Origin of the sequence: Nocardioides sp. W7 (assembly GCF_022919075.1) — a bacterium.
Taxonomy (GTDB): domain Bacteria; phylum Actinomycetota; class Actinomycetes; order Propionibacteriales; family Nocardioidaceae; genus Nocardioides.
Window position 1 is genome coordinate 4,276,522 of record NZ_CP095078.1, and the last position, 22,744, is coordinate 4,299,265.

At 73.3% G+C, this 22,744-nt stretch carries 20 protein-coding genes; 4 read left to right on the forward strand and 16 right to left on the reverse strand.

Annotated elements, in window-relative coordinates:
• A complete protein-coding gene (gene catC, locus MUB56_RS20115) occupies window positions 1-273 on the forward strand; it encodes a muconolactone Delta-isomerase (protein WP_280637317.1) in 273 nt (90 codons plus the stop codon).
• 10 nt (window positions 274-283) lie between these two features.
• Here the strand turns inward: catC and MUB56_RS20120 are convergent, their stop codons facing one another.
• The 11 genes from MUB56_RS20120 to MUB56_RS20170 form a co-directional block, all read right to left on the reverse strand.
• Window positions 284-1,459 (reverse strand): lipid-transfer protein, encoded by a 1,176-nt coding sequence (locus MUB56_RS20120; RefSeq protein ID WP_244928789.1) that lies wholly within the window; start codon window positions 1,457-1,459, stop codon window positions 284-286.
• Window positions 1,456-1,854 carry a MaoC family dehydratase gene (locus MUB56_RS20125; RefSeq protein WP_244928790.1) on the reverse strand — a complete coding sequence of 133 codons (399 nt, stop codon included), beginning with the start codon at window positions 1,852-1,854 and terminating at the stop codon, window positions 1,456-1,458. The genes MUB56_RS20120 and MUB56_RS20125 overlap by 4 nt, the downstream gene beginning before the upstream one ends.
• A complete protein-coding gene (locus MUB56_RS20130) occupies window positions 1,851-2,978 on the reverse strand; it encodes an acyl-CoA dehydrogenase family protein (protein ID WP_244928791.1) in 1,128 nt (375 codons plus the stop codon). The genes MUB56_RS20125 and MUB56_RS20130 overlap by 4 nt, the downstream gene beginning before the upstream one ends.
• A gap of 10 nt (window positions 2,979-2,988) precedes the next feature.
• A complete protein-coding gene (locus MUB56_RS20135) occupies window positions 2,989-3,945 on the reverse strand; it encodes an OB-fold domain-containing protein (RefSeq protein WP_244928792.1) in 957 nt (318 codons plus the stop codon).
• Window positions 3,942-5,102, reverse strand: coding sequence for an acyl-CoA dehydrogenase family protein (locus MUB56_RS20140; protein WP_244928793.1), 1,161 nt, complete (start codon window positions 5,100-5,102; stop codon window positions 3,942-3,944). The genes MUB56_RS20135 and MUB56_RS20140 overlap by 4 nt, the downstream gene beginning before the upstream one ends.
• Before the next feature lie 198 nt (window positions 5,103-5,300).
• On the reverse strand, window positions 5,301-6,725 hold the full coding sequence (locus tag MUB56_RS20145) for an amidase (RefSeq protein WP_244928794.1): 1,425 nt from the start codon (window positions 6,723-6,725) through the stop codon (window positions 5,301-5,303).
• An 8-nt stretch (window positions 6,726-6,733) separates the two neighbouring features.
• A complete protein-coding gene (locus MUB56_RS20150) occupies window positions 6,734-7,087 on the reverse strand; it encodes a hypothetical protein (RefSeq protein WP_244928795.1) in 354 nt (117 codons plus the stop codon).
• Window position 7,088: 1 nt separating this feature from the next.
• On the reverse strand, window positions 7,089-7,832 hold the full coding sequence (locus MUB56_RS20155; protein ID WP_244928796.1) for an ABC transporter ATP-binding protein: 744 nt from the start codon (window positions 7,830-7,832) through the stop codon (window positions 7,089-7,091).
• Complete coding sequence (locus MUB56_RS20160) at window positions 7,829-8,572, reverse strand: ABC transporter ATP-binding protein (RefSeq protein WP_244928797.1); 744 nt, start codon at window positions 8,570-8,572, stop codon at window positions 7,829-7,831. The genes MUB56_RS20155 and MUB56_RS20160 overlap by 4 nt, the downstream gene beginning before the upstream one ends.
• Complete coding sequence (locus MUB56_RS20165) at window positions 8,559-10,850, reverse strand: ABC transporter permease (protein ID WP_244928798.1); 2,292 nt, start codon at window positions 10,848-10,850, stop codon at window positions 8,559-8,561. The genes MUB56_RS20160 and MUB56_RS20165 overlap by 14 nt, the downstream gene beginning before the upstream one ends.
• Before the next feature lie 107 nt (window positions 10,851-10,957).
• Window positions 10,958-12,352, reverse strand: coding sequence for an ABC transporter substrate-binding protein (locus tag MUB56_RS20170; RefSeq protein ID WP_244928799.1), 1,395 nt, complete (start codon window positions 12,350-12,352; stop codon window positions 10,958-10,960).
• Window positions 12,353-12,742: 390 nt separating this feature from the next.
• Between MUB56_RS20170 and MUB56_RS20175 the strand changes: the two genes are divergently transcribed.
• Together MUB56_RS20175 and MUB56_RS25945 are read left to right on the forward strand one after the other, a co-directional pair.
• Window positions 12,743-14,386: a class I adenylate-forming enzyme family protein gene (locus tag MUB56_RS20175; RefSeq protein ID WP_244928800.1), complete on the forward strand. Its 1,644-nt coding sequence runs from the start codon at window positions 12,743-12,745 to the stop codon at window positions 14,384-14,386.
• A gap of 53 nt (window positions 14,387-14,439) precedes the next feature.
• Window positions 14,440-15,432: an alpha/beta hydrolase fold domain-containing protein gene (locus MUB56_RS25945; protein ID WP_280637318.1), complete on the forward strand. Its 993-nt coding sequence runs from the start codon at window positions 14,440-14,442 to the stop codon at window positions 15,430-15,432.
• A gap of 109 nt (window positions 15,433-15,541) precedes the next feature.
• Here the strand turns inward: MUB56_RS25945 and MUB56_RS20185 are convergent, their stop codons facing one another.
• On the reverse strand, window positions 15,542-16,150 hold the full coding sequence (locus tag MUB56_RS20185) for a TetR family transcriptional regulator (RefSeq protein ID WP_244928801.1): 609 nt from the start codon (window positions 16,148-16,150) through the stop codon (window positions 15,542-15,544).
• A 146-nt stretch (window positions 16,151-16,296) separates the two neighbouring features.
• Between MUB56_RS20185 and MUB56_RS20190 the strand changes: the two genes are divergently transcribed.
• On the forward strand, window positions 16,297-17,838 hold the full coding sequence (locus MUB56_RS20190; RefSeq protein ID WP_244928802.1) for an FAD-dependent oxidoreductase: 1,542 nt from the start codon (window positions 16,297-16,299) through the stop codon (window positions 17,836-17,838).
• A 22-nt stretch (window positions 17,839-17,860) separates the two neighbouring features.
• Here MUB56_RS20190 and MUB56_RS20195 read toward each other — a convergent pair whose 3' ends face one another.
• From MUB56_RS20195 to MUB56_RS20210, 4 genes are read right to left on the reverse strand one after another with little or no spacing between them, the layout of a single operon-like run.
• Window positions 17,861-18,484, reverse strand: a complete 624-nt coding sequence (locus MUB56_RS20195) for a PaaI family thioesterase (protein WP_244928803.1) — start codon at window positions 18,482-18,484, stop codon at window positions 17,861-17,863.
• Window positions 18,481-19,353 (reverse strand): MaoC/PaaZ C-terminal domain-containing protein, encoded by an 873-nt coding sequence (locus tag MUB56_RS20200; RefSeq protein WP_244928804.1) that lies wholly within the window; start codon window positions 19,351-19,353, stop codon window positions 18,481-18,483. Before MUB56_RS20200 ends, MUB56_RS20195 begins: the two co-directional genes overlap by 4 nt.
• Before the next feature lie 9 nt (window positions 19,354-19,362).
• Window positions 19,363-21,573, reverse strand: a complete 2,211-nt coding sequence (locus MUB56_RS20205) for an acyl-CoA dehydrogenase (protein ID WP_244928805.1) — start codon at window positions 21,571-21,573, stop codon at window positions 19,363-19,365.
• Window positions 21,574-21,575: 2 nt separating this feature from the next.
• A complete protein-coding gene (locus MUB56_RS20210; RefSeq protein WP_244928806.1) occupies window positions 21,576-22,736 on the reverse strand; it encodes a steroid 3-ketoacyl-CoA thiolase in 1,161 nt (386 codons plus the stop codon).
• Window positions 22,737-22,744 lie beyond the last annotated feature (8 nt).

Consider the following 22,744-nt stretch of genomic DNA (forward strand, 5'->3'; position numbering starts at 1 on the left):
GTGGCGCTCTACGCCGTCCGCATGGACGTGGACCTGCCGAGCGACCTCCCGGGCCGTGACGAGCTCCTGGCCCGGGAGAAGGCCTACAGCCAGGACCTGCAGCGCTCCGGGCAGTGGGCCCACATCTGGCGGATCACCGGTCAGTACTCCAACCTGAGCATCTTCGAGGTCGCCGACAACGACGCCCTCCACGAGCTGCTCTGGGGACTGCCGCTCTTTCCCTACATGACGATCGAGGTGACCCCACTGGGCCGGCACCCGTCCGCCCTCTGAGGGGCGAGACCTACGAGGACGCGCCCAGCACCAGGCCGCTGGTGGGCACGCCGGTGCCCGCCGTGACCAGCACGTTGCTGACCTCGTGCGGCTGGTTGACCGAGGTCCCCCGGACCAGCCGGACCGCCTCGGCGATGCCGTTCATCCCGTGCAGGTACGCCTCGCCCAGCTGGCCGCCGTGGGTGTTGAGCGGCATCGGCCCGCCCGGGTCGAGGTGGCCGTCGGCGATGAAGTGCCGTGCCTCGCCGCGGCCGCAGAAGCCGAGCTCCTCCAGCTGCGGGAGCACGAACGGCGTGAAGTGGTCGTAGAGCACCAGCGCCTGCACGTCCTGCGGCGACAGCCCACTCTGTCCCCACAGCTGGCGGCCGACGACGCCCATCTCCGGGATGCCGGAGATGGAGGGGCGGTAGTAGGAGGTCATCATGTGCTGGTCCGCACCGGAGCCCTGCGCGGCGCCCACGATGTACGCCGGCGTGTTCGGCAGGTCGCGCGCCCGCTCGGCGGAGACGACGACGACCGCCTGTCCGCCGTCGGTCTCCTGGCAGCAGTCGAGCAGGTGCAGCGGCTCGGCGATCCAGCGCGACTCCTGGTGCTCGGCCAGGGTGATCGGCCGGCCGTGGAACCACGCCTGCGGGTTGGTGGCGGCGTGCGCGCGGTCGATGACCGCGATACGGCCGAAGTCCTCCGAGGTGGCGCCGTACTCGTGCATGTAGCGGCGCGCGAACATCGCCACCCACTGCGCGGGCGTGGAGAGGCCGAACGGCGTCATCCAGGAGTACGCCGCCCGGTCGGCGCTGATGTCCATCGGCCGGTCGGCCTGACCGAGGCCGTAGCGCTCGCCGGAGCGCTCGTTGAACGCGCGCCAGCACACCACGACGTCGGCGAGCCCGGCGGAGATCGCCGCCGCCGCGTGCGCGACGGTGCCGCACGCCGCGCCACCGCCGTGCGGGACGCGGGAGAAGAACGAGAGGTCGCCGATCCCGACGTTGCGCGCGACGTGGTTCTCGCTGCTCGACTCGGCGGTGAAGGTGACCATGCCGTCGACGTCGGAGGGCTTGAGGCCCGCGTCGGCGATGGCGGCGGTGACCGCCTCGCAGGCCAGCTGCAGCTCGCTGCGGCCCGAGGCCTTGGAGAACTCGGTGGCGCCGATCCCGACGATCGCGCTGGCTCCGGAGAGGCCGCTCATCGGGCCCCCACCCCGATCTCGAGCTCGACCTCGACGCTGCCGCTGACGTGGGTGCCCAGCGCGTTGTCGCCGCGCACGTCGACCGAGACCCGGCCGTCCTCGACGGACGCGACCGTGCCGGTCAGCGTCATCGTGTCGCCGGGGTAGTTCGGCGCCCCGAGCCGGATCCGCACCCGCTTGACGACGGCGGCGGGACCGGCCCAGGAGGTGACGTAGCGGTCCACCAGGCCGTTGGTGGTCAGGATGTTCATGAAGACGTCCTTCGAGCCACGGGCCACGGCCAGGTCGGGGTCGTGGTGCACGTCCTGGTAGTCGCGCGAGGCGATGGCCGAGGCCACGATCATCGTGCGGGTCAGCGGGATCTCCAGCGGGGGCAGCTGGTCGCCGACCTTCACGACACGACCTCCTCGACGACCAGCCGGGCGCCGAGGTCGGCGAGCACGGAGGCCGGGGAGCCCAGGGTGCCGGCGAGCTGGCGGCCCCACAGGAAGTGGCGGTGCACGGGGTAGTCGACGTCGACGCCGATGCCGCCGTGCACGTGCTGGACGCGGTGCACGACGTCGAGCCCGGCCTGGGCACGCCACCACGACGCGACCTGGACGGCCCGGTCGACGCCGTCGATCCCGGCGCCGACCCCATCGGCGACCTCGTCGACGGCCTGCACGGCCTGCCACAGGGTCACCCGCATGGCGTCGATGTCGATCCAGCAGTCGGCGAGCTGGTGCTGCAGCGACTGGAAGGTGGCCAGCGGCCGGCCGAACTGCTCGCGACCGGAGGTGTAGGTCCCGGCGAGGCGCAGCGCGCCGTCGGCGACACCGACCTGGAGCGCGGCCAGGGCCACCGCCGCGGCCCGCAGGGTGTCGGCGAGCGCCTCTCCCCCGCCGACCTGGCGCGCGACGGCGCCGTCCAGGACGAGCTCCCCGGCGATGTCGTGGCTCGTGGTGTCGGTGCGCTGCCAGGTCGTGCCGGCGCCCTCACGGGGCAGCACGAACAGGGCCGGGCCCTCGGGACCGGTCGCGGAGACGAGCACGTGCTCGGCACCGGCGTACGACGGCACGGCGGCCTTCACGCCGCTCAGCCGCCAGCCGTCCGCGCCCCGGGTGGCCTGGCACGCGGGCTGCGCGGGCGGGCGGGCGTCGTACTCCTCGAGCGCGAGGGTGAGCCGGAGGCTGCCGTCCGCGGCACCCGGGAGGAGCTCGGCGCGCAGCGCGTCGTCACCGTGGCGGGCGACGGCCCACGCGGCGACCGCGTGCGACCACAGCGGGACCGGGGCGACGTGGCGCCCCTGCTCCTCCAGGACCACGGCCAGCGCGGCCAGGCCGAGGCCGGCGCCGCCGTCGGCCTCCGGCAGCGCGAGACCGAGGAGGCCGGCCTTGCCGAGCTCGTGCCACAGGTCCTCGTCGACCCGGGAGGGCGTCGACTCGACGGCGCGGACGCGGTCGGTGGTGGCCCGGTCGTCGAGGATGGTGCGGGCCAGCTCGGCGACGGCGAGCTGGTCCTCGTCCAGGGTGAAGTCCACGGGAGGCTCCTCAGGCGGGATCGGTGACGGGGCGGAAGAGCGGGAGGGTCAGCTCGGAGTCGGCGTCGTGCCAGGCGACCTCGAGCGGCATGCCGATGACGACGTCCTCGGGGCTGACACCGGTGAGGTTGGTGATCAGCCGGGTGCCCTCGTCGAGCTCGACCAACGCGATCAGCAGCGGGAAGTCGAACGCGGGGTGCCGCGGGTGGTGGGCGACGACGTAGGAGTAGAGCGTGCCGCGGCCGGAGGCCTCGACGGTGTCCCACTCGAAGGACTGGCACTCCGGGCAGCAGGGGCCGGGCGGGTGCCGCAGCGTGCCGCACTGCGCGCAGCGCTGCACGACCAGCCGGCGCTCCCGGGCGGCCTCGAACCAGAAGGCGTTGTCGAGGTTGACCGCCGGCCGGGGCCGGAGCGGCTTCGCCGGGGCCTCCTCGGCGGCGGGCTTGGGCTTGAAGCGCAGCGTGCGCCAGCGCTGGGTGGCGACGACCTCGCCGTCGGCGTCGCGGTAGGTCTTCAGCGTGGTCACGAACCGGCCGACACCGAGCCCGGTGGTCTTGTCCGGCGAGATCGCCTCGACGACCTCCTCGACGCTGACGTGGTCGCCCGGCACCAGCTCGCGGACGAACTCCAGGTCGGAGTCGGTGGCCACCACCGAGCTGTAGCCGCCCTCGGCCAGCAGGTCGACGAGCTCGTCGAAGGACGACGGCTCGGCACTGGGCGCGACCGACGCGGCGTACCCGCGCATGGTCCAGGCCTGCACCATCGTCGCCGGGGCGACGACCCCGGGGCGACCGGCGGCTCGCGCGGCGTCGTCCGAGACGTAGACGGGGCTCTCGTCGCCCATCGCCTCGACCCAGTGCCGGATCATCGGCTGGTTGACCGGGTCCGTGGCCGGGCGGCGCTCGACGAGCACCCGGCCGACGAACGCCGACAGCCGCTGCTCGAAGGCCTCGTCCGTCCCGCTCACCGCTTCGCCCTCGGCAGGCCGAGGCCCTGGGTGGCGACCATGTCGCGCAGCACGTCGTTCACGCCGCCGCCGAAGGTGTTGACGATGCCCTGCCGCGAGAGCTGCTCCACCTGGCCGGCGAGTACGGCGCCGGCCGAGCCCGTGCGGATCCGCCCTGCGGCGCCGAGCACCTGGCTCAGGCTGCGCTGGACGTCGATGTGGGTCTCGGTGCCGTAGGTCTTGGCCGCACCGGCTGTGACACCGGTGAGGGTGCCGTCGCCGACCGCGGCGGTCATCTTCCAGTTCATCAGCCGCATCGCCTCGAGCTTGGCGTAGCTGCGGGCCAGCTCCTGCTGCACCCACGGCTGCTCGATGACGCCGGTCTCCTTGGCCCAGGCCAGGGTGTGCTCCCACAGCTGGGTCATCCGGCCGCCGAGCGCTGCCAGACCCACCCGCTCGTGGTTGAGCTGGGCGGTGAGCAGCCGCCAGCCACCGTCGACCTCGCCGACGACGCTGCCGGCGGGCACCCGGATGTTGGAGTAGTACGTCGCCGTCACCATCATGCCGCCGACCGCCTGGATCGGGCTCCACGTGTAGCCCGGGTCGTCGCACGGCACGATCAGGATCGAGATCCCCTTGTGCTTGGGCGCGTCGGGGTCGGTGCGGACCGCGAGCCAGACGTAGTGGGCGGTGTTGCCGCCGGTGGTGAAGATCTTGCTGCCGTCGACGACGAAGTCGTCGCCGTCCCGGACCGCGCGCGTGCGCAGCGAGGCCAGGTCGGTGCCGGCCTCGGGCTCGGTGTAGCCGATGGCGAAGATGATGTCCCCGGCGAGGATCCCCGGCAGGTAGGCCTGCTTCTGCTCCTCGGTGCCGTACTCCATCAGCGTCGGGCCGACGGTGTTGACGGTGACGAACGGGAACGGCAGGCCGGCGCGCTGGATCTCGTCGAAGAAGACGTACTGCTCCTCGATCGAGCGGCCCTGACCGCCGTACTCCTTCGGCCAGCCGACTCCGAGCCAGCCGTCGCGGCCGAGCATCTTCACGACCTCGCGGAAGCGGTCGCCGCCGGCGCCCGCCTCACCGACCTCGCGGCGCTCGTCCTCGGGAAGCAGCCCGGCGAAGTACGTCCGCAGCTCCTTGCGCAGCTGCAGCTGGGCCGGTGTCTCCCGCAGGTCCATGGGGCTCCTCTGGATGCTCGGTGGTCGGTGCTCGTGGCGGGGCAGCCGTCCGGCAGGGCGGGACGGCGTACGGCCGCGACGTGGCGGCCGGCGACGTCGCGGGTCACCAGCGATCGGTCGCGCTTCGACCGTAGCGAGCCGGCCCCGACTACGCCCCTCGGTGATCCCGCTGGCTGGGAGCCGGGGCCACGTCGGGGGTCAGTAGCCCGGTGCCCGACGCTCCCAGGGGGCGGCCTGCTCGACCTGGGTCGCCAGCGACAGCAGCAACCCCTCCCCGCCCAGATCGGCGGCGACCTGGACCCCGATCGGCAGCCCGCGCGCGTCGTTGCCGAGAGGCAGCGACATCGCCGGCTGACCGGTCAGGTTGAAGACGCTGGTGAACGCCGCGAAGCGGCCGGCGTGCTCCCAGATCGTCTCGGGGCGCGTCGTGTCCAGGGTGCCGAGCGGCGGCACCGGCTCGGCCAGCGTCGGGGTCAGGAGCACGTCGTAGGTGCGCAGCTGCCGGCCCAGCCGCCAGCCCACGCGCTGCGCGGTCTCCATCGCCCGGGTCACGTCGGGGCCGCTCAGCGAGGAGCTGTAGTGCTCGTAGAGGATCCGGCTGAACGGCTCCAGGTCGTCCTCGCGCAGCTCCCGCCCCAGGACGGCGAGCCGGGCGTCGACGGCGGCCGCGAACCCGGAGCCCATCAGCACCGCTCCCCCGCCCTGGGACTCCTCGAGGACGTAGTCGAGGGTGGTCTCGACGATCTCGTGGCCGAGGTCGGCGAGCAGATCGGCGGCCCGTCTCAGGACGGCGAGCACCTCCGCGGAGGCCTCCGCCCCGTCGCCCGGCGCGGTGGCCAGCCCGACCCGCAGCCGGCCCGGTGCCCGCGCGGCGAGCTCGACGAACGGCGCCTCCGGTGTCGGCGCCGCGAACGCGTCGCCGGGCAGCGAGCCGTGGGACACGTCGAGCAGCAGCGCACTGTCGCGCACCGTCGTGGTCAGCGCGTGGTGCACGCTCACCGGCCCCGCGAGCAGGCTGGGGTACGGCGCCGGGCTGACCCGGCCCCGTCCCGGCTTGAGCCCGAACAGCCCGTTCATCGACGCCGGGATCCTGATCGAGCCGCCCCCGTCGCTGGCCGTGGCCACCGGCACCATCCCGGTCGCGACGGCGACCGCGGAGCCACCGCTGGAGCCACCGGGCGAGCACTCGAGGTCACGCGGGTTGCGGCACGGGCCGAAGAGCTGGCCCTCGGTGCTCGCGTTCAGGCCGAACTCGGGCACGTTGGTGGTGCCGAGCACGACCGCGCCCGCGGCCCGGTAGCGGCGTACGAGCTCGCTGTCCTCGTCCGGGACGAGGTCGGCGAACAGCCGGCTGCCCCGCGTCGAGGGCAGGCCGGCGACATCGGCGTACAGGTCCTTGATCAGCACCGGTACGCCGCGCAGTGGCCCGTCGGGCAGACCCGCGTCGACCTCGGCGAGCGCCTGCTCGAAGCGCTCGTGCGCGATCGCGTTGAGCGCCGGATCGTGGCGCTCGATCCGGCTGATCGACTCCTCGACGACCTCCCGCGCGCCGATCTCGCCGGCGCGCAGTGCGGCGGCGAGCCCGGTGGCGTCGAGGCGGTCGAGCGGGTGCTCGCTGGGCACCGGTCCGGCTACCCGCGCTCGCGCAGGGCGGCGTCGATCTGGTCGGTCTGCGCCTGCCCCTCGACGAGCTGGCGCAGCAGCCACAGCCGCAGCACCCGGGCCAGAGCGGTCGCGACGTAGAGGGCCGCGCCGATGCCGATCAGGCCCAGGAACGCCACGGCGAGGATCAGGCTGGACAGGATGTCGCGGGTGTCCGACTGTCCCCCGGAGGCGTTGTAGGCGACGAAGGCGCCGATCGCGCCGCCGATCATCAGCAGGATGCCGACGATCCGCACGGGGCCGTCGGACTTCGAGCTGTCGGCCTTCAGCTTGTGGCCGGCCACCTCGTTGTGGAACTCGGTGCGGCGTTCTTCGGTGAGCATGTCAGCCTCCCAGGTAGGTGGTGGAGAGTTCGTCTTCGATCTCGGCAGGGCGTCCGACCCTGACGACGCGGCCACCGAGCATCAGGGCCGCGGTGTCGGCGATGGGCAGTACGACGCGTGCGAACTGCTCGGCGACGAGGATGGAGATGCCCTCGGCGGCGAGCTGGCCGACGATCTCGTACATCTGCGAGACGATCATCGGCGCGAGGCCCATCGAGAGCTCGTCGAGCAGCAGGACGACGGGGTCGGTCCCGAGCGCCCGGGAGAGCGAGAGCATCTGCTGCTCGCCGCCGGACATCGAGCCTGCGAGCTGGTTGCGCCGCTCGGACAGCTTGGGGAAGCGGGCGTAGGCCGCCTCCTCGATCTCGGCGAGCTTGCGTCCGGTGCCCGTGGCGACCCAGAGGTTCTCGCGGACGGTGAGGTTGGCGAAGACTCCGCGACCCTCCGGGATCGAGCAGACGCCGAGCCGGCTGGCCTCGGTGGCGGTGATGCCGGTGACGTTGCGTCCCGCGATCCGCAGCTCCCCCGAGGTGCTGGGCATCAGGCCGCTGACGATCTTCATGGTCGTGGTCTTGCCGCCGCCGTTGGGGCCGAGCAGCGCGACCACGGCGCCCGCGGGGACCGTGAGGTCGACGCCCTTGAGCACCTCGATGGCGCCGTAGGCGGCCCGGACGCCGACCAGCTCGACGAGCGGTTCCTCCGTCGCGGCGGCGCCTGGCGCCGGGGTGGGTTCGGTGACGGTCACGCCACGACCTCCGATCCGATGTAGGCCTCGATGACCTCGGGCGAGGCCTGCACCTCGGCCGGCGTGCCCGAGGCGATCAGCACGCCGTGGTCGAGGACGTGGATGCGCGTGCAGAGCCCCATCACGAGCGGCAGGTCGTGCTCCACGAGGCAGACGCCCAGGCCGTCGTCGGCCAGGCCGCGCAGCATCGCGGCGAACTCCTCGGTCTCCTGCTCGGTCTGGCCGGAGGCCGGCTCGTCGAGCAGCAGCAGCCGGGGCTGGGTCATCAGCGCACGGGCGACCTCCACGACCCGGGCCCGACCGGTCGGGATGTCCGAGACGTCCCGGTCGGCGATGTCGGTGAGACCGGTCAGCTCCAGGACCCGGCGGGTCTCCGCCTCCAGGTCGAAGCGGCGGCGGGTGTTGGCCCGCACGATGTCGCCGGCGACCCGGATGTTGTCGCGGACGCTGAGGGAGAGGAAGAGCTCGAGGCGCTGGAAGGTCCGGGCCATGCCCATCCGGGCGCGCGTCCCCGGCGCGGTCCGGGTGATGTCGGTGCCGCCGAAGACGATCCGGCCCGCGTTGGGGCGCTGCATGCCGGTGATGCAGTTGTAGAGGGTCGTCTTGCCGGCGCCGTTGGGCCCGATCAGCCCGGTGACCGCGCCGGCGCGGATGTCGATGCCGACCTGGTCGACGGCGGTGTTGCCACCGAAGCGGACCACGACGCCGTGGGTCTCGAGCAGGGTCTCAGACGGGGACATGCTGCACGTCCTCCTGGGGGGCGAGGGGCTGGGTCGGGGCCGAGGTGGTGCCGCGGTGCCGGGCGGGCAGCCCGAGCTCGCGGTCCAGGTGCTCGGCCAGGGTCTCGGGGTACGGCGTGTCGATGCCGACCAGCTCCAGCGGCGTGGTCCGGCGGGCCTCCAGCTGCTCGGGGGTGAGCAGCCGGGTCGGTCGCAGGGCGGTGCCCAGCGCCGGGAGGGCCAGCCACAGGACCATCAGCGCGATGCCGAAGGTCCAGGTGCCGATCACCTCGACGAACGTCAGCACGTAGAGGACCGCGGTGAGCCCCAGAGCGGCGTACCGCACCTCGGGAGCCCGGCTGAGCAGCCGCTGGCTGCCGAAGATCTGGTAGAGGTTGCCGCTCGGGTTCTCCCCGACCCCGATGCCGATGAGCGCGGTCGCCACCAGGAACAGGTGGGACAGGAGGCTGAAGGTCTCCGTGTGCACCGGGTGCTCGATCGAGAGCTCGTTGAAGGTGCCGACGACCAGCGCGAAGCCGCCGCCCGCGAGCAGGCCGCCGAACAGCGCGCCGCTCACGTAGCCGATGCCGCCGACGACGGTGAGCATCACCAGCGACAGGCTCAGCGTGTAGACGAAGTGCTCGGAGGTGACCGAGCTGAGCGCCATCGACATGAAGATGCCGCCGAGTCCGGCGATGCCGGTCGAGATCATGAAGACCGACAGCTTCAGCCGCACCAGCCGCTGGCCGAGCATCACCGCGGCCGCGGGGCTGTCCTTCATCGCGGCCAGGCGGCGGCCGTAGCCGCTGTTGCGCAGCGCGACCACCCCGACGCCGAGCACCGCGAAGACCGCGGCGACGGTGTAGAGGAAGGTGTCCTGGTTCGCCAGGTCGAGCGGCCCGACCTTCAGCGGCGACATGATCAGGTTGCCGTTGGGGAAGACCGCGAAGTCGTGGCCGAACCACGAGCGCGTCTGGGTCTCGCGCAGCACCATCGAGGAGACGAAGCCGCCGAAGGCCAGCGTCGCGAGGGCCAGGTAGAGCCCGCGCAGGCGCAGCGCGGGCAGCGCCACCAGAGCCCCGGTGACGGCTGCGGCAAGGACGCCGAGCACCAGCCCGACGATGCTCATCCGGGAATCGAGGCCCTCGCCGCTGATGCCGCTGTGGAAGGCCACAATGGTGGCGATCGCACCGAAGGAGATCGGCGCCAGGTTGAGCTCGCCGGCGTAGCCGGTCAGCAGCGTGAGCGAGAGCGCGACGATCGCGAAGGACAGGCCGAGCACCAGGGTGCCGACGCTGGAGTCGTCGATCAGCTGGCGGAAGGCCACGGTCACCACGACCATCACGAGCGCCCACACGGCGGCGCGTCGTACCGTCGGCACCTCGTAGCGCTCGCGGGTGCGGACGGCCGCGCCGCGCAGCCGGTCCTGCGGCAGCACGAGCAGGACGATGAACAGGATGATCATGGGCAGCGCGTCGCGCAGGTTGGTGATCCAGGTCCACTCGGTCGGCGCGTAGGCGACCAGGTAGGTGCTGGCCAGGCCGAGGGCGACGGCGCCGACGAAGGTGCGCGGGATGCTGCGCAGGCGGCCGAACAGGGCGGCGGCGAACGCGTCGATGACCAGCAGGGTCAGCGCGTTGGCCTCCAGGGCGCCGCCGGCGACCGGCGTGATCAGGATGCCGGCGAGCACCGCGAGGGTCGAGCCGAGCGCCCAGGCGAGCGCGGCGATCCGCTCGGGGTCGTGGCCGTTGAGCCGCAACAGGTCCGGGTCGTCGACGGTGGCGCGCATCAGCACGCCCATCCGGGAGCGGGTGAACAGCAGCCGGAGGCCGATCGCGATGGCCGCCGCGGCGAGCAGGCAGATGATCTCGTGGTAGCGGATGACGACGCCGCCGACGGTGACGTAGCTGTCGACGCCGAAGAACATCTTCGACATCCGGGCCTCCTGCGGGTCCCACACCCAGTGGGACAGCGACACGAAGCCGAGCAGGATCGCCACCGTGACCACGATCTTGGTCACCTCGGCGGTGTCGCGCAGCCCGCCCATGATGAAGCGGTGCAGCAGGAAGCCCATCACCGGGCCGACGACGAGCAGCAGGATCAGCACAGCCAGCAGGGTGGGGACACCCCACACCACCTGCAGCTGGTAGTAGAGGAACGCGCCGATCATGGCCTGCGCGCCGTGGGCGAAGTTGAAGATGCCCGACGTGTTGTAGGTCAGCACCAGGCCGGACGCGGCGATCGCGTAGACCGAGCCGAGCACCAGGCCCAGAACGGTGAAGGTCAGGAAGAGGGTCATGCGGGGCTCACCTCGGGGGTCACCTCGGACGGATCGCGGGGATCCCGCCACGGCCGGCCGCGCGGGGCGGCCGGCCGTGGACGGGGAACGGACTGGCTACTACTTGGCTACTTGGCGAAGGCGGTGGAGATGCGGTCAGCGTCGAGCTTGACGCCCGCGGTGGCCGGGTCGACCGGGATCACCTGAGCCTCGTCGCACTCGAACTCGCCGCGCTTCTCCGGGAAGACCTGCGTGAACTCGTCGCCCTCGAGCTGGACGACGAGAGCGCAGTGGGGAGGCATGTTGCCGCCCGGGTCCGAGGCCGCGTGCAGGCCGCCACCGGTCCACTCGTGGACGTTCGAGAGGCCGTCGACCATGCACTCGCGGGTCAGGTCGGAGCCGCAGTCCTTCGCGACGTCCGCCCACAGCAGGAAGGCGGAGACCGCCTGCATGCCGATCAGGCTCTTCTTCACACCGGCGCCGTCGACGATGTCGATGTAGTCCTGGACGGCGGGCACGACGTCGGCGTTCTCCAGGGGCTGGAAGACCATGCTGGCGATCAGGCCGTCAGCGGCGCCCGACTGGGCGTTCCACTGCGAGGTGATGTCGCCGTACCAGGTGGACTCGAAGGCGTACTTCATGCCGGCGTCGACGCGCTGGAGCGCCTCGAGCAGGCCGAAGGCGATCGGGCTGGGGCTGTTGGAGGCCCACAGCGCGGACGCGTCGCACTCCTTGAGCTTCTCGGCGAACGGCACGTAGTTGGCCTCACCGTCCTGGCTGAGGGTGACCCCGCAGTCCTCGACCTTGGCGCCGAGCTTGGCGGCGATGTCCATCACCTTGCTGGCGCCCTGCTGGATGGGCGGCGAGGTCGAGCCGAGGGCGGTGACACCCTCCGCGATCTCCGGGTAGACCTTCATGTTCACGTCCATGAGCGTGCCGTTGAAGAAGTCCACCGGGCGCGGGACCGACTCGAACTTGTTCGGGCCCATCGTGGCGTTGGAGCCGATCGTGAACGCGGCGACGGCAGGCAGGTCGCAGCCGACGCGGAACTGCTCGGCGGCCTCGTCGTAGGCGAAGCCCTCACCCACGAGCATGAAGTCCTGCGCGCACGACTTCTGCATCACGGAGGCGGCGTTGGTCATCGCGGCGTCGTACTGGTTGCCGACGACCTGGCGGCCGTTGATGCCACCCTGCTCGTTGCACCACTCGATCATCGCCTTGACGCCGTCGCCCAGCTCCTGGTTGAGGCCCGGCGCCGCGGCGAAGCCGCGGTCGTCGCCGTACCCGATGGTGATCGCGTCGTCGGTGACCCCCTGGTCGGTGGCGCCGGCGGCGTCACCGTCTCCGCAGGGCGACTCGAGGTCGCCGAACGCGGTGGCCGAGGCGCCCTGCGACGACTCGGTGCCGCCGGTCCCGCCTGCGTCCTCGCTGTCTCGGTCCGATCCGCATGCGCCGGCGGTGAGCGCCAGGGTGAGGGCGGCGATGCCCAGCCCGGCAACGCGCGAACTCCTGAGGTTTCTCATCTGGTTGGTTCTCCTTTGGGCTGACCGCCGAGGCGGCGGCAGGTAGGGGATGACAGTCGGAGCCCGCGGCCGCCTGGTGGCGGCGAACGGCTCCGGGGCGTGGTCGCACTACCCGAGAGCGACGGCCGGTCGTCCCTCACTCCAGCCGATCGGGCGATGCGGGGACTTGGACCTTGGGGCCGAGCATGAGTGTGACCGCGGGCACCCCCTCGGCCCCGATCCCGGTGAGCGGGACCTGGCGGCCCGGGGGCCGGTCGGCTGGACCGGACCAGTGCCGCACGATGCAGCAGGACGGCCCACCTTGTCCCGCTCTTCGGTACCTGCGTGTGGTCGCGATCACCCCCCGCCGCATGCTGAGACCACCCGCCCACGAACACCGCAGGAGTGCGCATGACCGTCCAGACCGACCCCCGCACCGCCGCGCGTCAGGTCGTCGCCGGTCTCGTCGCCCCCGGGGCGCCGTTCGAGCTGGTCACCGAGCAGGTGCTGGGTGCGCCGGTCAGCGTGTTCGTCCACCGCCGCCGCGCGCTGCACGAGCTGCTCGCGGAGTCGCTCGAGCACGGTGAGCGCACCTACATCGCCACGCTGGAGGAACAGATCACCTTCGCCGAGCACGGCGCGATGGTCTCCTCGCTCGCCCTGGCCCTGCGTGAGGAGTACGGCGTGGGTCGTGGCGACCGGGTCGCGATCGCCGCGGCCAACACCGCCGAGTGGATCGTCACGTTCTGGGCCGTTGCGTCGATCGGCGCCGTCGCCGTCGGGTTCAACGCCTGGTGGTCGGCGCGCGAGCTGGCCTACGGCCTCACCCACGCCCGACCCGTCCTGGTGGTGGCCGACGACAAGCGCCGCAAGCTGCTCGCGGACGCCGAGGTGCCGGTCATCGACCTCGCCGACGTCCGCCGGCTGGCCGCGGCGTACCCGGACGCTCCCCTGCCGTCCGCGGACGTCGACGAGGACGACCCCGCGGTCATCCTCTACACCTCCGGCACCTCCGGGCGGCCCAAGGGCGCCACCCACTCCCACCGCAACCTGCTGTCGGTCGTCGAGTACCACCGGATGAGCGACGCGCTCCTGGGCGCGTTCGGCGACCCGACCGACCCGCGCGACCGGGCCTACCTGCTCGCCATGCCGCTGTTCCACATCGCGAGCCTGCACAACCTCGCCGTCCCGCGGCTCGCGACCGGCAGCAAGGTCGCCCTGCACCTCGGCGGCTTCGACGTCGACCCGGTGATGCGCCTCGTCGAGCGCGAGCGGGTCACGAACTGGGGCGCCGTCCCGACCATGGCGAGCCGGCTGCTCGACGCCGACCTGTCCGGCTACGACACCTCCTCGCTCACCGCGTTCGCCCTGGCGTCCGCACCGTCCTCGCCGCAGCTGAAGGAGCGGCTGCGCACGCAGCTGCCGTTCGCCTCCTCGCTGGTGGACAGCTACGGGCTGACCGAGTCGTGCACCGGCGTCGCCGTCGCCACCCCGATGGACCTCGCCGACGCGCCCGGGACCCTGGGCAACCCGATCGTCGGCGTGGAGCTGGAGGTCCGCGACGCGGACGGCAACCCGGTCCCGGCGGGCGTCGAGGGCGAGATCTGCGTGCGCAGCGCCTACAACATGCTGGGCTACTGGGACGACGACGAGGCCACGGCGAACACCATCCGCGAGGGCCGGTGGCTGCACACCGGCGACCTCGGCGTGCGCGACGAGCAGGGCCGGATCAGCCTCAGCAGCCGACGCTCGGACCTGATCATCCGCGGCGGCGAGAACGTCTACCCCGCCGAGATCGAGGGCGTCCTGGTCGACCACCCCGACGTCGCCGAGTGCATCGTCCTGGGCGCCAGCCACCCGGAGCTCGGGCAGGAGGTGGGCGTGGTCATCGTCCCCGCCGCCGGCGCGGACCCGGCGGGCCTGGAGGAGCGGCTGCGCGAGTACGCCGCGGGCGAGCTGGCGTACTTCAAGGTGCCCACCCGGTGGCGGTTCGCCCCCACCCCGCTCCCCCGCAACGCGACCGGCAAGGTGATCCGCCGAGAGGTCGGCCTGTGAGCCGGAGGCCGACGGATCGCGAGCGCCCCGCTCACGGCGCCGACGGAGACGGCGTGGACGGGAACACCCCCGGCAGGGGCGTGCGGCTGGAGGAACGGTGGGTGCCGTTCCCGACCTCGATCAGCGCGGAGGCCCGACGCAATCTCGCGGCGATGATCGGACCCGATGGTCGGCCCGCGCCCCAGCCGACGATCGCCCCGGACGACCACGACGGCTGGACGAGGGCGAAGGCCTTCGTCCGCGAGTCCCTCGTCCGGCGCTACGCGCCCCAGGTCACGGGCTCGACGAGGGTGAGCACCGTGGAGCTCGGTGGAGCGGTCGTGCACGTGGCGACCCCCGAGGCGCCGTACCCGGACGATCGCGCGTACCTCGAGCTGCACGGCGGGGCGCTGGTCTACGGCGAGGGTGAGGCCTGTCGGCTCAGGGCGATGCTCGCGGCCGAGCAGCACGGCGTGACCGCCTATGCCGTGGACTACCGGATGCCTCCGGAACACCCCTATCCCGCGGCTCTGGACGACTGCCTGGGCGCCTACGCCGCGCTTCTGGAGACCTACGCACCGGAGAACATCGTGGTGGGCGGTGCGTCGGCGGGTGGGAACCTGGCGGCCGCACTGGCCCTGCGGGCGCGCGACGAGGGGCTGCCGCTCCCCGCGGCCCTCGTCCTCCTCACGCCCGAGCTCGACCTCACCGAGTCGGGCGACTCGTTCGAGACCAACCAGCTGCTCGACGTCGTGCTGGCGTACCGGCTGACCGACACCATCGCGCTCTACGCGCGGGAGCACGACCTGACCCACCCGTATCTGTCGCCGCTGTTCGGCGACTTCGAGCCGGGGTTCCCCCGGACCTTCGTCCAGGCCGGCACCCGCGATCTCTTCCTGTCCAACGCCGTGCGGATGCACCGAGCCCTGCGCCGAGCGAGCGTGCCGGTCGAGCTGCACGTGTCCGAGGGCATGCCGCACGGTGGCTTCATGGGCGCGCCCGAGGACGACGAGCTCCGTGACGAGGTGCAGAGGTTCGTCGGGCAGGCGTGGGGTCGACCCGACTGACGAGGTCGTTCGCCCCGGTGCCGCGGCGAACCCGCTGCCGGCAGCGGAGACACGTGCGGGTCCACCCGTGGACGCCATCGACGCGGCCGGAGGCCGGGACGCGCCCGAATCAGCCCTCCCCGGACTCCCGCCCGCCCAGGAGCAGGCGGCACACCAGCTCGGTGTCCGACTCCAGCGCGGCCGGATCCACGGCCCGGTTGAGGGCCGTGATCACGATGCCGTACCAGGCCTCCTCCAGCAGGCGCAGCAGCCGCATGTCGTACGGCGTGGGGTCATCGATCCCGCCCGCGGCCAGCATCAGGTCCGAGAAGAGCTCGGTCACGCCCATCGTCGGGGACTGCGCGACGCTCGCGTTGTTCGACTGCATCATCGCGTGGGCGAGCAGCGGACTCTCCAGCAGATCGCGGCCGGCGCGCACCAGGAGCCGGGCGATGGCCTTCTCCGAGGTCTCCCCCGGACGCTGCCGCACCGACACCATGGCCAGCCGCTCGACCTGCGAGCGCATCAGCGCCGTGAACAGGTGCGTCTTGGAGGGGAAGTAGCGGTAGAGCGTCGCGATCGCCACGCCCGCGTCGCGGGCCACGTCGTGCATCTGGACCCGTTCGAGGCCCTTGTCGGCACCGTGGCGCGCCGCGGCGCGCAGGATGCGCCGGTAGCGCTCCCGCTGCTCGGGCGAGCTGGGCGCGGCCGGCGACCGGACCTCGGCTACTCGCGGCACGACATTCCCCCTGGACTCGACTGCGTCCATCCTCCGGCTTCGAGCTGGTGACGCCGCTCACGCTACCGGTGAGTGGGATGGGCGACCGAGCCGCTCGCGGCCATCCGCTGAGGTGGACCTCGCACCCGCGCCCGAGGAGACAGACCATGACGAAGCCGTCCAGCACCGACCACCGTCCCGGCCCCGCCGAGGCCGACACCGAGTACGACGTCGTCGTCGTGGGATCCGGCGCAGGTGCGCTGACCGCGGCCGTGCTGGCCGCCCGCGCCGGACTGCGGACCCTGGTGCTCGAGAAGACCCCGCTGCTCGGCGGGACCTCCGCCTACTCCGGTGCGGCCTGCTGGCTGCCGGGCAGCGAGGTCCAGCAGCGGGCCGGCGTACCCGACTCGACCGAGTCGGCGCGCACCTATCTGCACGCCCTCCTCGGCGACGACGAGGAGGAGCGCCGCGAGGCGTTCCTCACCTCGGCGCCCCGAGTGGTCGCGGCCCTGGAGGAGGACTCCGCGCTGTGCTTCGAGTGGCGCCCCTTCCCCGACTACTTCGACCGTCCCGGCCGGGTGCCGCGCGGCCGGTCCTTCGTCCCGTGCGACCTGCCCCGCGACGAGATCGACACCCTCGCCGACCTGGTCCGGCCGGCCGTCGACCGCGACCGGGCCGGCCTCGGCCATCCCGACGGGCCGCTCGTGGCCGGCCGCGCCCTGATCGGGCGGCTGCTGCTCGCGCTGCACCGCACCGGATTCGGGACCGTGCTGACCGGCGCGGACGTGGACGTGCTGGTCAGTGACGGCGACCGCGTCACCGCCGTGGAGGCCGTCGTCGACGGCGAGCGGCACCGGTACGCCGCGCGCCGCGGCGTGGTGCTCGGCTCCGGCGGGTTCGAGCGCAGCGAGTCGGCTCGCACGACCAACGGCGTGCCGGGCGAGGCGGACTGGACGATGGCCCCCGCCGGCAGCAACACCGGCGACCCGGTCGCGGCGGCGGTGCGGCTGGGAGCTGCGACCACGCTGCTCGACGAGGCCTGGTGGTGCCCCGGCATCGCGATGCCGGACGGCGGCGCCTCCTTCACCCTGGGCTTCCACGGCGGGATCGTCGTCGACGGCAACGGCCGGCGCTACGCCAACGAGTCGCTGCCCTACGACCAGTTCGGTCGGGCGATGGCCGCCGACCCGGCCCGGGTGCCGTCGTACGTCGTCTTCGACGCGCGCACCGGGGGTCGCCTGCCCGCGATCTCCCTGCCCGGCGGGCTTCCCGAGGAGCACCTGGCCGCCGGCACCTGGGCCCGGAACGACACCCTGGCCGGCCTGGCCGCCGCGATCGGGGTGCCGGCCGCGGAGCTCACCGCGACCGTCGAGCGCTTCAACGCGCTGGCCGAGGCCGGGGACGACACCGACTTCGGCCGGGGCCGCGACGAGTACGACCGCTACTTCGCCGACCCGGTACTGGTGCCGCTCACCGACGGACCGTTCACCGCGGCCCGGCTGGTGCTCTCCGACCTCGGCACCAAGGGCGGGCTGGTGACCAACACCGAGGCGCGGGTGCTGGACGGCACCGGTCGCCCGCTGGCCGGGCTCTACGCCGTCGGCAACGCCAGCGCCTCGCTGACCGGCCGGGTCTACCCCGGCCCCGGGGCGCCCATCGGCACGGCGATGGCCTTCGCGCTGCGGGCCGTGGAGGACCTGCAGCGCTGAACCGCGCCCGCCGCGGCCCCGCTCAGCGGGGCCGCGGCAGGTGCTTGTTGATGAACAGCCCCTCGGTGGACACGCACACCTCGTCGCCGACCAGGATCTCCCCGGTGGTGTGGATCTTGCGCCCCTCCACCGAGACCTGCCGGGCCCGCACGGTGAGCTCCTCGAACAGCGGCGTGGGGCGGTGGTAGCGCAGGGTGAGGGTGCCGGTCATGCCGGAGTCGCCCGCCCAGTGGTTCGCGACGCCCAGGGTGTGGTCGAGGATCAGCGCCGAGACGCCGCCGTGCACGCATCCGGGCGGACCCTGGTACGGCAGCCCCAGGGTGACGCGCCCCTCGATGGAGCCGTCCTCCTGCCCGTGGAGCTGCAGCGGCGGGGCCACCGCGTTCTCCGGCCCGGTGACCGGGTCGTGCCGGGTGAAGCCCTCGCCGGCCCACATGTCGACCAGGCGCTCGTCGCGGCTGGGCGCGTGCTCCTCGAGGTACTCGGCGACCTCGGTCAGCCGGGCGGCGACGCCGTTCATCTCGGCGGCCGAGTTCCCGCCGGCGTGCAGCAGCGCGGCCACCACCCGGCGAGCGGCCGCGACCGCGGCGTCGACCCCCTCGTTCGACGGGGTCGCGCTCAGGGTCGGCCGGTCGGGGGCGATCACGCGCGCACCTCGGCACTCGCGTGGGACAGCACGGGTGCGTCGTCGCGCTCGGGGCAGGTCGCCACGAACGACAGCCGGGAGCCGTCGCGCCACACCGAGGTGCGGAGCGTCTCGCCCGGGACCAGTACGCCGGCGAAACGGACGGCCACCGAGGCCAGCCGGCTCGCGTCGCCGTCCAGCACGCCGTCGACCAGCGCCCGCGCCACGATGCCGTACGACGCCAGCCCGTGCAGGATCGGCTTGTCGAAGCCCGCCGAGGCGGCGAACTCCGGGTCGGCGTGCAGCGGGTTGAGGTCGCCGTTGAGCCGGTAGAGGAGCGCCTGACCGGGCTCCGTGGGCGTCTCGAGCACGTGGTCCGGATCGCGCTCCGGCACCGACCACCGCTCCTCCGGACCCGGCTCGCCGCCGAAGCCGCCCTCGCCGCGGGCCCAGATCTGCATCCGGCCCGTCCACAGCGGCTCGTCGTCGGCCGTGGTGGCGCTCGACTCCAGCACGAGCACGGCCGCCTTGCCCTTGTCCCAGACCTCGGCCACCCGGGTGGCGATCCGGGCGGTGCCCGCCGACGGCAGCGGCCGGTGCACGGTGTGGGCCTGGCCGGCGTGCAGGATCCGGCGCAGGTCGATGTCGATGCCCGGCAGGCTCAGCCCGGGAGCGGCGACGTCACCGGCGGAGATCCCCTGGCCCGCGACGGCCGCGAAGGTCGGCAGCACCTGCAGGTCGCGCTCGAAGGTCCAGCGCAGCTCGGGGTCGGCATCGGCGTGCCGGCCGGCTCCCAGGGAGAGGTGGTAGAGCAGCACGTCGCGGCTGGTCCAGGAGACCTCGCGCACGCTCGGCTCGGCGGCCAGCGCCTCGTCGCGGTTGATCGGCATGGGACTCCTTCAGGACTTCGGGGCGGGCTCGGCGTCGCGGGGCAGGCCAAGGATGCGCTCGCCGATGATGTTGAGCTGGACGTCGGTGGTGCCGCCGGCGATCGAGAGGTTGCGGCTGGACAGGAACGACCAGGTCGGCGTACGACGCTGCGGGGCGCCGTGGACGGCCGCGGCGCCCTGCCACTCCATCGCGGTCTCCCAGACCTCCTGGGTGTGGGCGACGCCGAGCAGCTTGGCGACGCTGGCCTCGGCGCCCGGCTGGGCGCCCGTCACCTGACGCAGGGCGGTGCGCAGCGCGAAGAGCCCGCCGGACTGGGCGTCGCTCAGGATCTTGCCGAGCTGCGCGAGCCGCTGCGCGTCGGGGGCGGGGCCCGCCTCCACGAGCGCGAGCAGCGCCTCTCCCCCGCTGCCGAGCGCGGAGTCGCGCGACAGCGACACCCGCTCGTTGGCCAGCGTGGTGCGGGCCAGCTTCCAGCCCTCGCCCGGCTCGCCGACGAGCAGGTCGTCGGGGACGAAGACGTCGTCGAGGAAGACCTCGTTGAAGAGCGCCTCGCCCGTCAGCTCCCGCAGCGGGCGGATGTCGAGACCGGCCGACGACATGTCGAGCAGGAAGTACGACAGTCCGCGGTGCTTGGCCGCGGTCGGGTCGGTGCGGGCGAGCAGGATGCCGTAGTCGGCCTCGCGGGCCATCGAGGTCCACACCTTCTGGCCGTTGATCCGCCAGCCCCCGTCGACCTTCTCCGCGCGGGTCGACAGTCCGGCGAGGTCCGAGCCCGCGCCGGGCTCGCTGAAGAGCTGGCACCAGACGAGGTCACCGCGCAGGCTGGCCGGGACGAACCGCTCCTGCAGCTGCTGGTCGCCGTGCGCGATCAGCGTCGGCACCACCCAGTTGCCGATGACCATGTCGTGCGGCGCGAGGTCGGCGGTGCGCAGCTCCTCGGCGATGACGAGCTGGGCGATCGCGTCGGCCCCGCGGCCCCACGGCCGCGGGAGGTGCGGGGCGGTGAAGCCGTGCTCGGCGAGGTAGCGCCGCTGCTCGGCGCCCTCCAGGTCGCCGGCCGGGGTGAGCTCGGCGCGCACCTCGGCGCGCACCTGCTCGGCCTCCGGCGGCAGCTCCAGGCCCAGCTCGCGTCGGGCGCCGGCGATGGTCAGCTCGGCGATCCGGCGCTGCCAGCTGCTGGACGATCCGAGCAGCAGCCGCAGGGTCTGGGCGCGGCGCAGGTAGAGGCTCGCGTCGTGCTCCCAGGTGAAGCCGATGCCGCCGAGGGTGTTGATGCAGTCCTTGGCCGTGCGGAAGGCGGCATCGACGCTGACCGCGCCGGCCACGGCGGCCGCGAGCGAGGCTTCGTCCCGGTCCACGCCGGCGTGCTGGGCCCGGGCGGCGTCCCAGGCGCAGACCCGGGCCTGCTCGGAGACCGCGAGCATCCAGGCGGTGCGGTGCTTGACGCCCTGGAACTGGCCGATCGGCCGGCCGAACTGGCGCCGGACCCGGGCGTACTCCGCGGCGGTCCAGGTGGCCCAGTCGGCGAGACCGGAGGCCTCAGCGGCGAACAGGGTCGCCGCCAGGTCCAGCGGCAGCTGCGGGTCGAGGTCGAGGACGTCGCCGGCCGGGACGGTGGTGGTCACCCGCACCGGCGAGAGCCGGCGGGTGAGGTCGTGGCTGGGCTCGCGGTCGGTCTCGACGGCGTCGCGCCCGACCAGCACCCAGCGCACGGCGGCGTCGACGGCCACCGGCAAGAGGAACAGGTCGCCGACCTGCGCACCCAGGGCCGGGACCGACTCGCCGGTGACCTCGAGGCCGCCGTCGGCGGTCGGGGTCCCGCGCAGGGTGCCGGGCTCCAGGGCGACCGCGGCGGTCGTCGTACCCCCGGCGAGGCCGGGGAGCTCGCGGGCGTGGCCCGCGCGGTCGAGGACCGCGGAGGCCAGCACGGTCGGGAGGTAGGGGCCGGGGGCCATCCCGCGACCGAGCTCCTCCAGCACGACCGCCGTGTCGAGCAGGGTGCCGCCGACGCCGCCCACCTCCTCGGGCAGGTGCAGCGCGAGCAGGCCCTGCTCGGCGAGCTCGCCCCAGAACGGCGGCAGCACCTCGTGCTTGGCCTCGACGGCGTCGCGGACGACCGCCTCGGTGACGTGGCGGGCGAGCAGGGTCCGCACGGAGTCGCGCAGGTCGAGATGGTCCTGGTCGAGGCCGAGGGTGCCGGTGCTGGTGGGTCGGGACATCGTCAGATCCGTTCGATGATCGTGGCGGTGGCGTGCGCGCCGCCGGCGCACATGGTGACGAGCGCGGTCGACGCGTCGCGTCGCTCCAGCTCGTGGAGGGCCTGGGTGATCAGCCGGGCACCGGTCGAGCCGACCGCGTGGCCGAGCGCGATGGCGCCGCCGTTGACGTTGACCCGGTCCAGGTCGGCGTCGTGGACCTGCGCCCACGAGAGCACGACCGAGGCGAACGCCTCGTTGATCTCGACCAGGTCGATGTCGCCGAGCTTCATGCCCGCGGCGCGCAGCACGTGCGCGGTCGCGTCGACGGGGCCGTCGAGGTGGTAGTACGGCTCGGAGCCGACCATGCCCGAGGCGACGATCCGGGCCCGTGGGCGCAGCCCCTCGGCCTCGGCCCGCTCCCGGCTCATCAGGAGTACGGCGGCCGCGCCGTCGCTGATCTGCGAGGAGTTGCCGGCGGTGTGGCGGCCGTCCGGGAGGACCGGCTTCAGCCCGGCCAGCGCCTCGGCGCTGGTCTCGCGCAGGCCCTGGTCCCGGCTGACGACGTGGCTCTCGCCGGTCGGGCCGTCCGCGCCCAGGAGCGGCGCGGTGACCGGCACGACCTGCTGGTCGAAGCGTCCCTCGGCCCAGGCGGCGGCCGCCTTGCGCTGCGAGGCGAGGCCGAACGCGTCGAGCTGCTCGCGGGTCAGCCCGCGGCGGTCGGCGATCCGCTCGGCGGCGGTGAACTGGTCGGGCAGGTCGAGGCTCCACGAGTCCGGGGTGGGCAGCCCGGTGCCGGGCGCGAGCGCGGCGCCGAGGAAGACCCGGCTCATCGCCTCCACGCCGCAGCCGATCCCCGCGTCGATCGCCCCGGCGGCGATCAGGCCGGCGACCAGGTGGACGGCCTGCTGGGAGGACCCGCAGGCGCAGTCGATGGTGGTGCAGGCGGTGGTGTACGGAAGCCCGGCGTGCAGCCAGGCGTTGCGGGTGACGTTGTTGGCCTGCTCCCCCGCCTGGGTCACGCAGCCGCCGATCACCTGGCCGACGCTCGCCGGGTCGATGCCGGCCCGCTCGACCAGCGCGGTCTGGGCGGCGCCGAGCAGCTCGGCCGGGTGCAGGCCGGCGAGCGCGCCGTACCGGCGACCCACGGGCGTACGGACGGCCTCGACGATTACAGCCTCGGGCATGGTGCTCT

Bases quoted from the DNA above. Each gene is read 5' to 3' on its own strand.
- MUB56_RS20120 (WP_244928789.1), bottom strand. From the start codon at position 1,459: ATGAGCGGCCTCTCCGGAGCCAGCGCGATCGTCGGGATCGGCGCCACC.
- MUB56_RS20140 (WP_244928793.1), bottom strand. From the start codon at position 5,102: ATGGACCTGCGGGAGACACCGGCCCAGCTGCAGCTGCGCAAGGAGCTG.
- MUB56_RS20150 (WP_244928795.1), bottom strand. From the start codon at position 7,087: ATGCTCACCGAAGAACGCCGCACCGAGTTCCACAACGAGGTGGCCGGC.
- MUB56_RS20160 (WP_244928797.1), bottom strand. From the start codon at position 8,572: ATGTCCCCGTCTGAGACCCTGCTCGAGACCCACGGCGTCGTGGTCCGC.
- MUB56_RS20165 (WP_244928798.1), bottom strand. From the start codon at position 10,850: ATGACCCTCTTCCTGACCTTCACCGTTCTGGGCCTGGTGCTCGGCTCG.
- MUB56_RS20170 (WP_244928799.1), bottom strand. From the start codon at position 12,352: ATGAGAAACCTCAGGAGTTCGCGCGTTGCCGGGCTGGGCATCGCCGCC.
- MUB56_RS20175 (WP_244928800.1), top strand. From the start codon at position 12,743: ATGACCGTCCAGACCGACCCCCGCACCGCCGCGCGTCAGGTCGTCGCC.
- MUB56_RS20190 (WP_244928802.1), top strand. From the start codon at position 16,297: ATGACGAAGCCGTCCAGCACCGACCACCGTCCCGGCCCCGCCGAGGCC.
- MUB56_RS20200 (WP_244928804.1), bottom strand. From the start codon at position 19,353: ATGCCGATCAACCGCGACGAGGCGCTGGCCGCCGAGCCGAGCGTGCGC.
- MUB56_RS20205 (WP_244928805.1), bottom strand. From the start codon at position 21,573: ATGTCCCGACCCACCAGCACCGGCACCCTCGGCCTCGACCAGGACCAT.
- MUB56_RS20210 (WP_244928806.1), bottom strand. From the start codon at position 22,736: ATGCCCGAGGCTGTAATCGTCGAGGCCGTCCGTACGCCCGTGGGTCGC.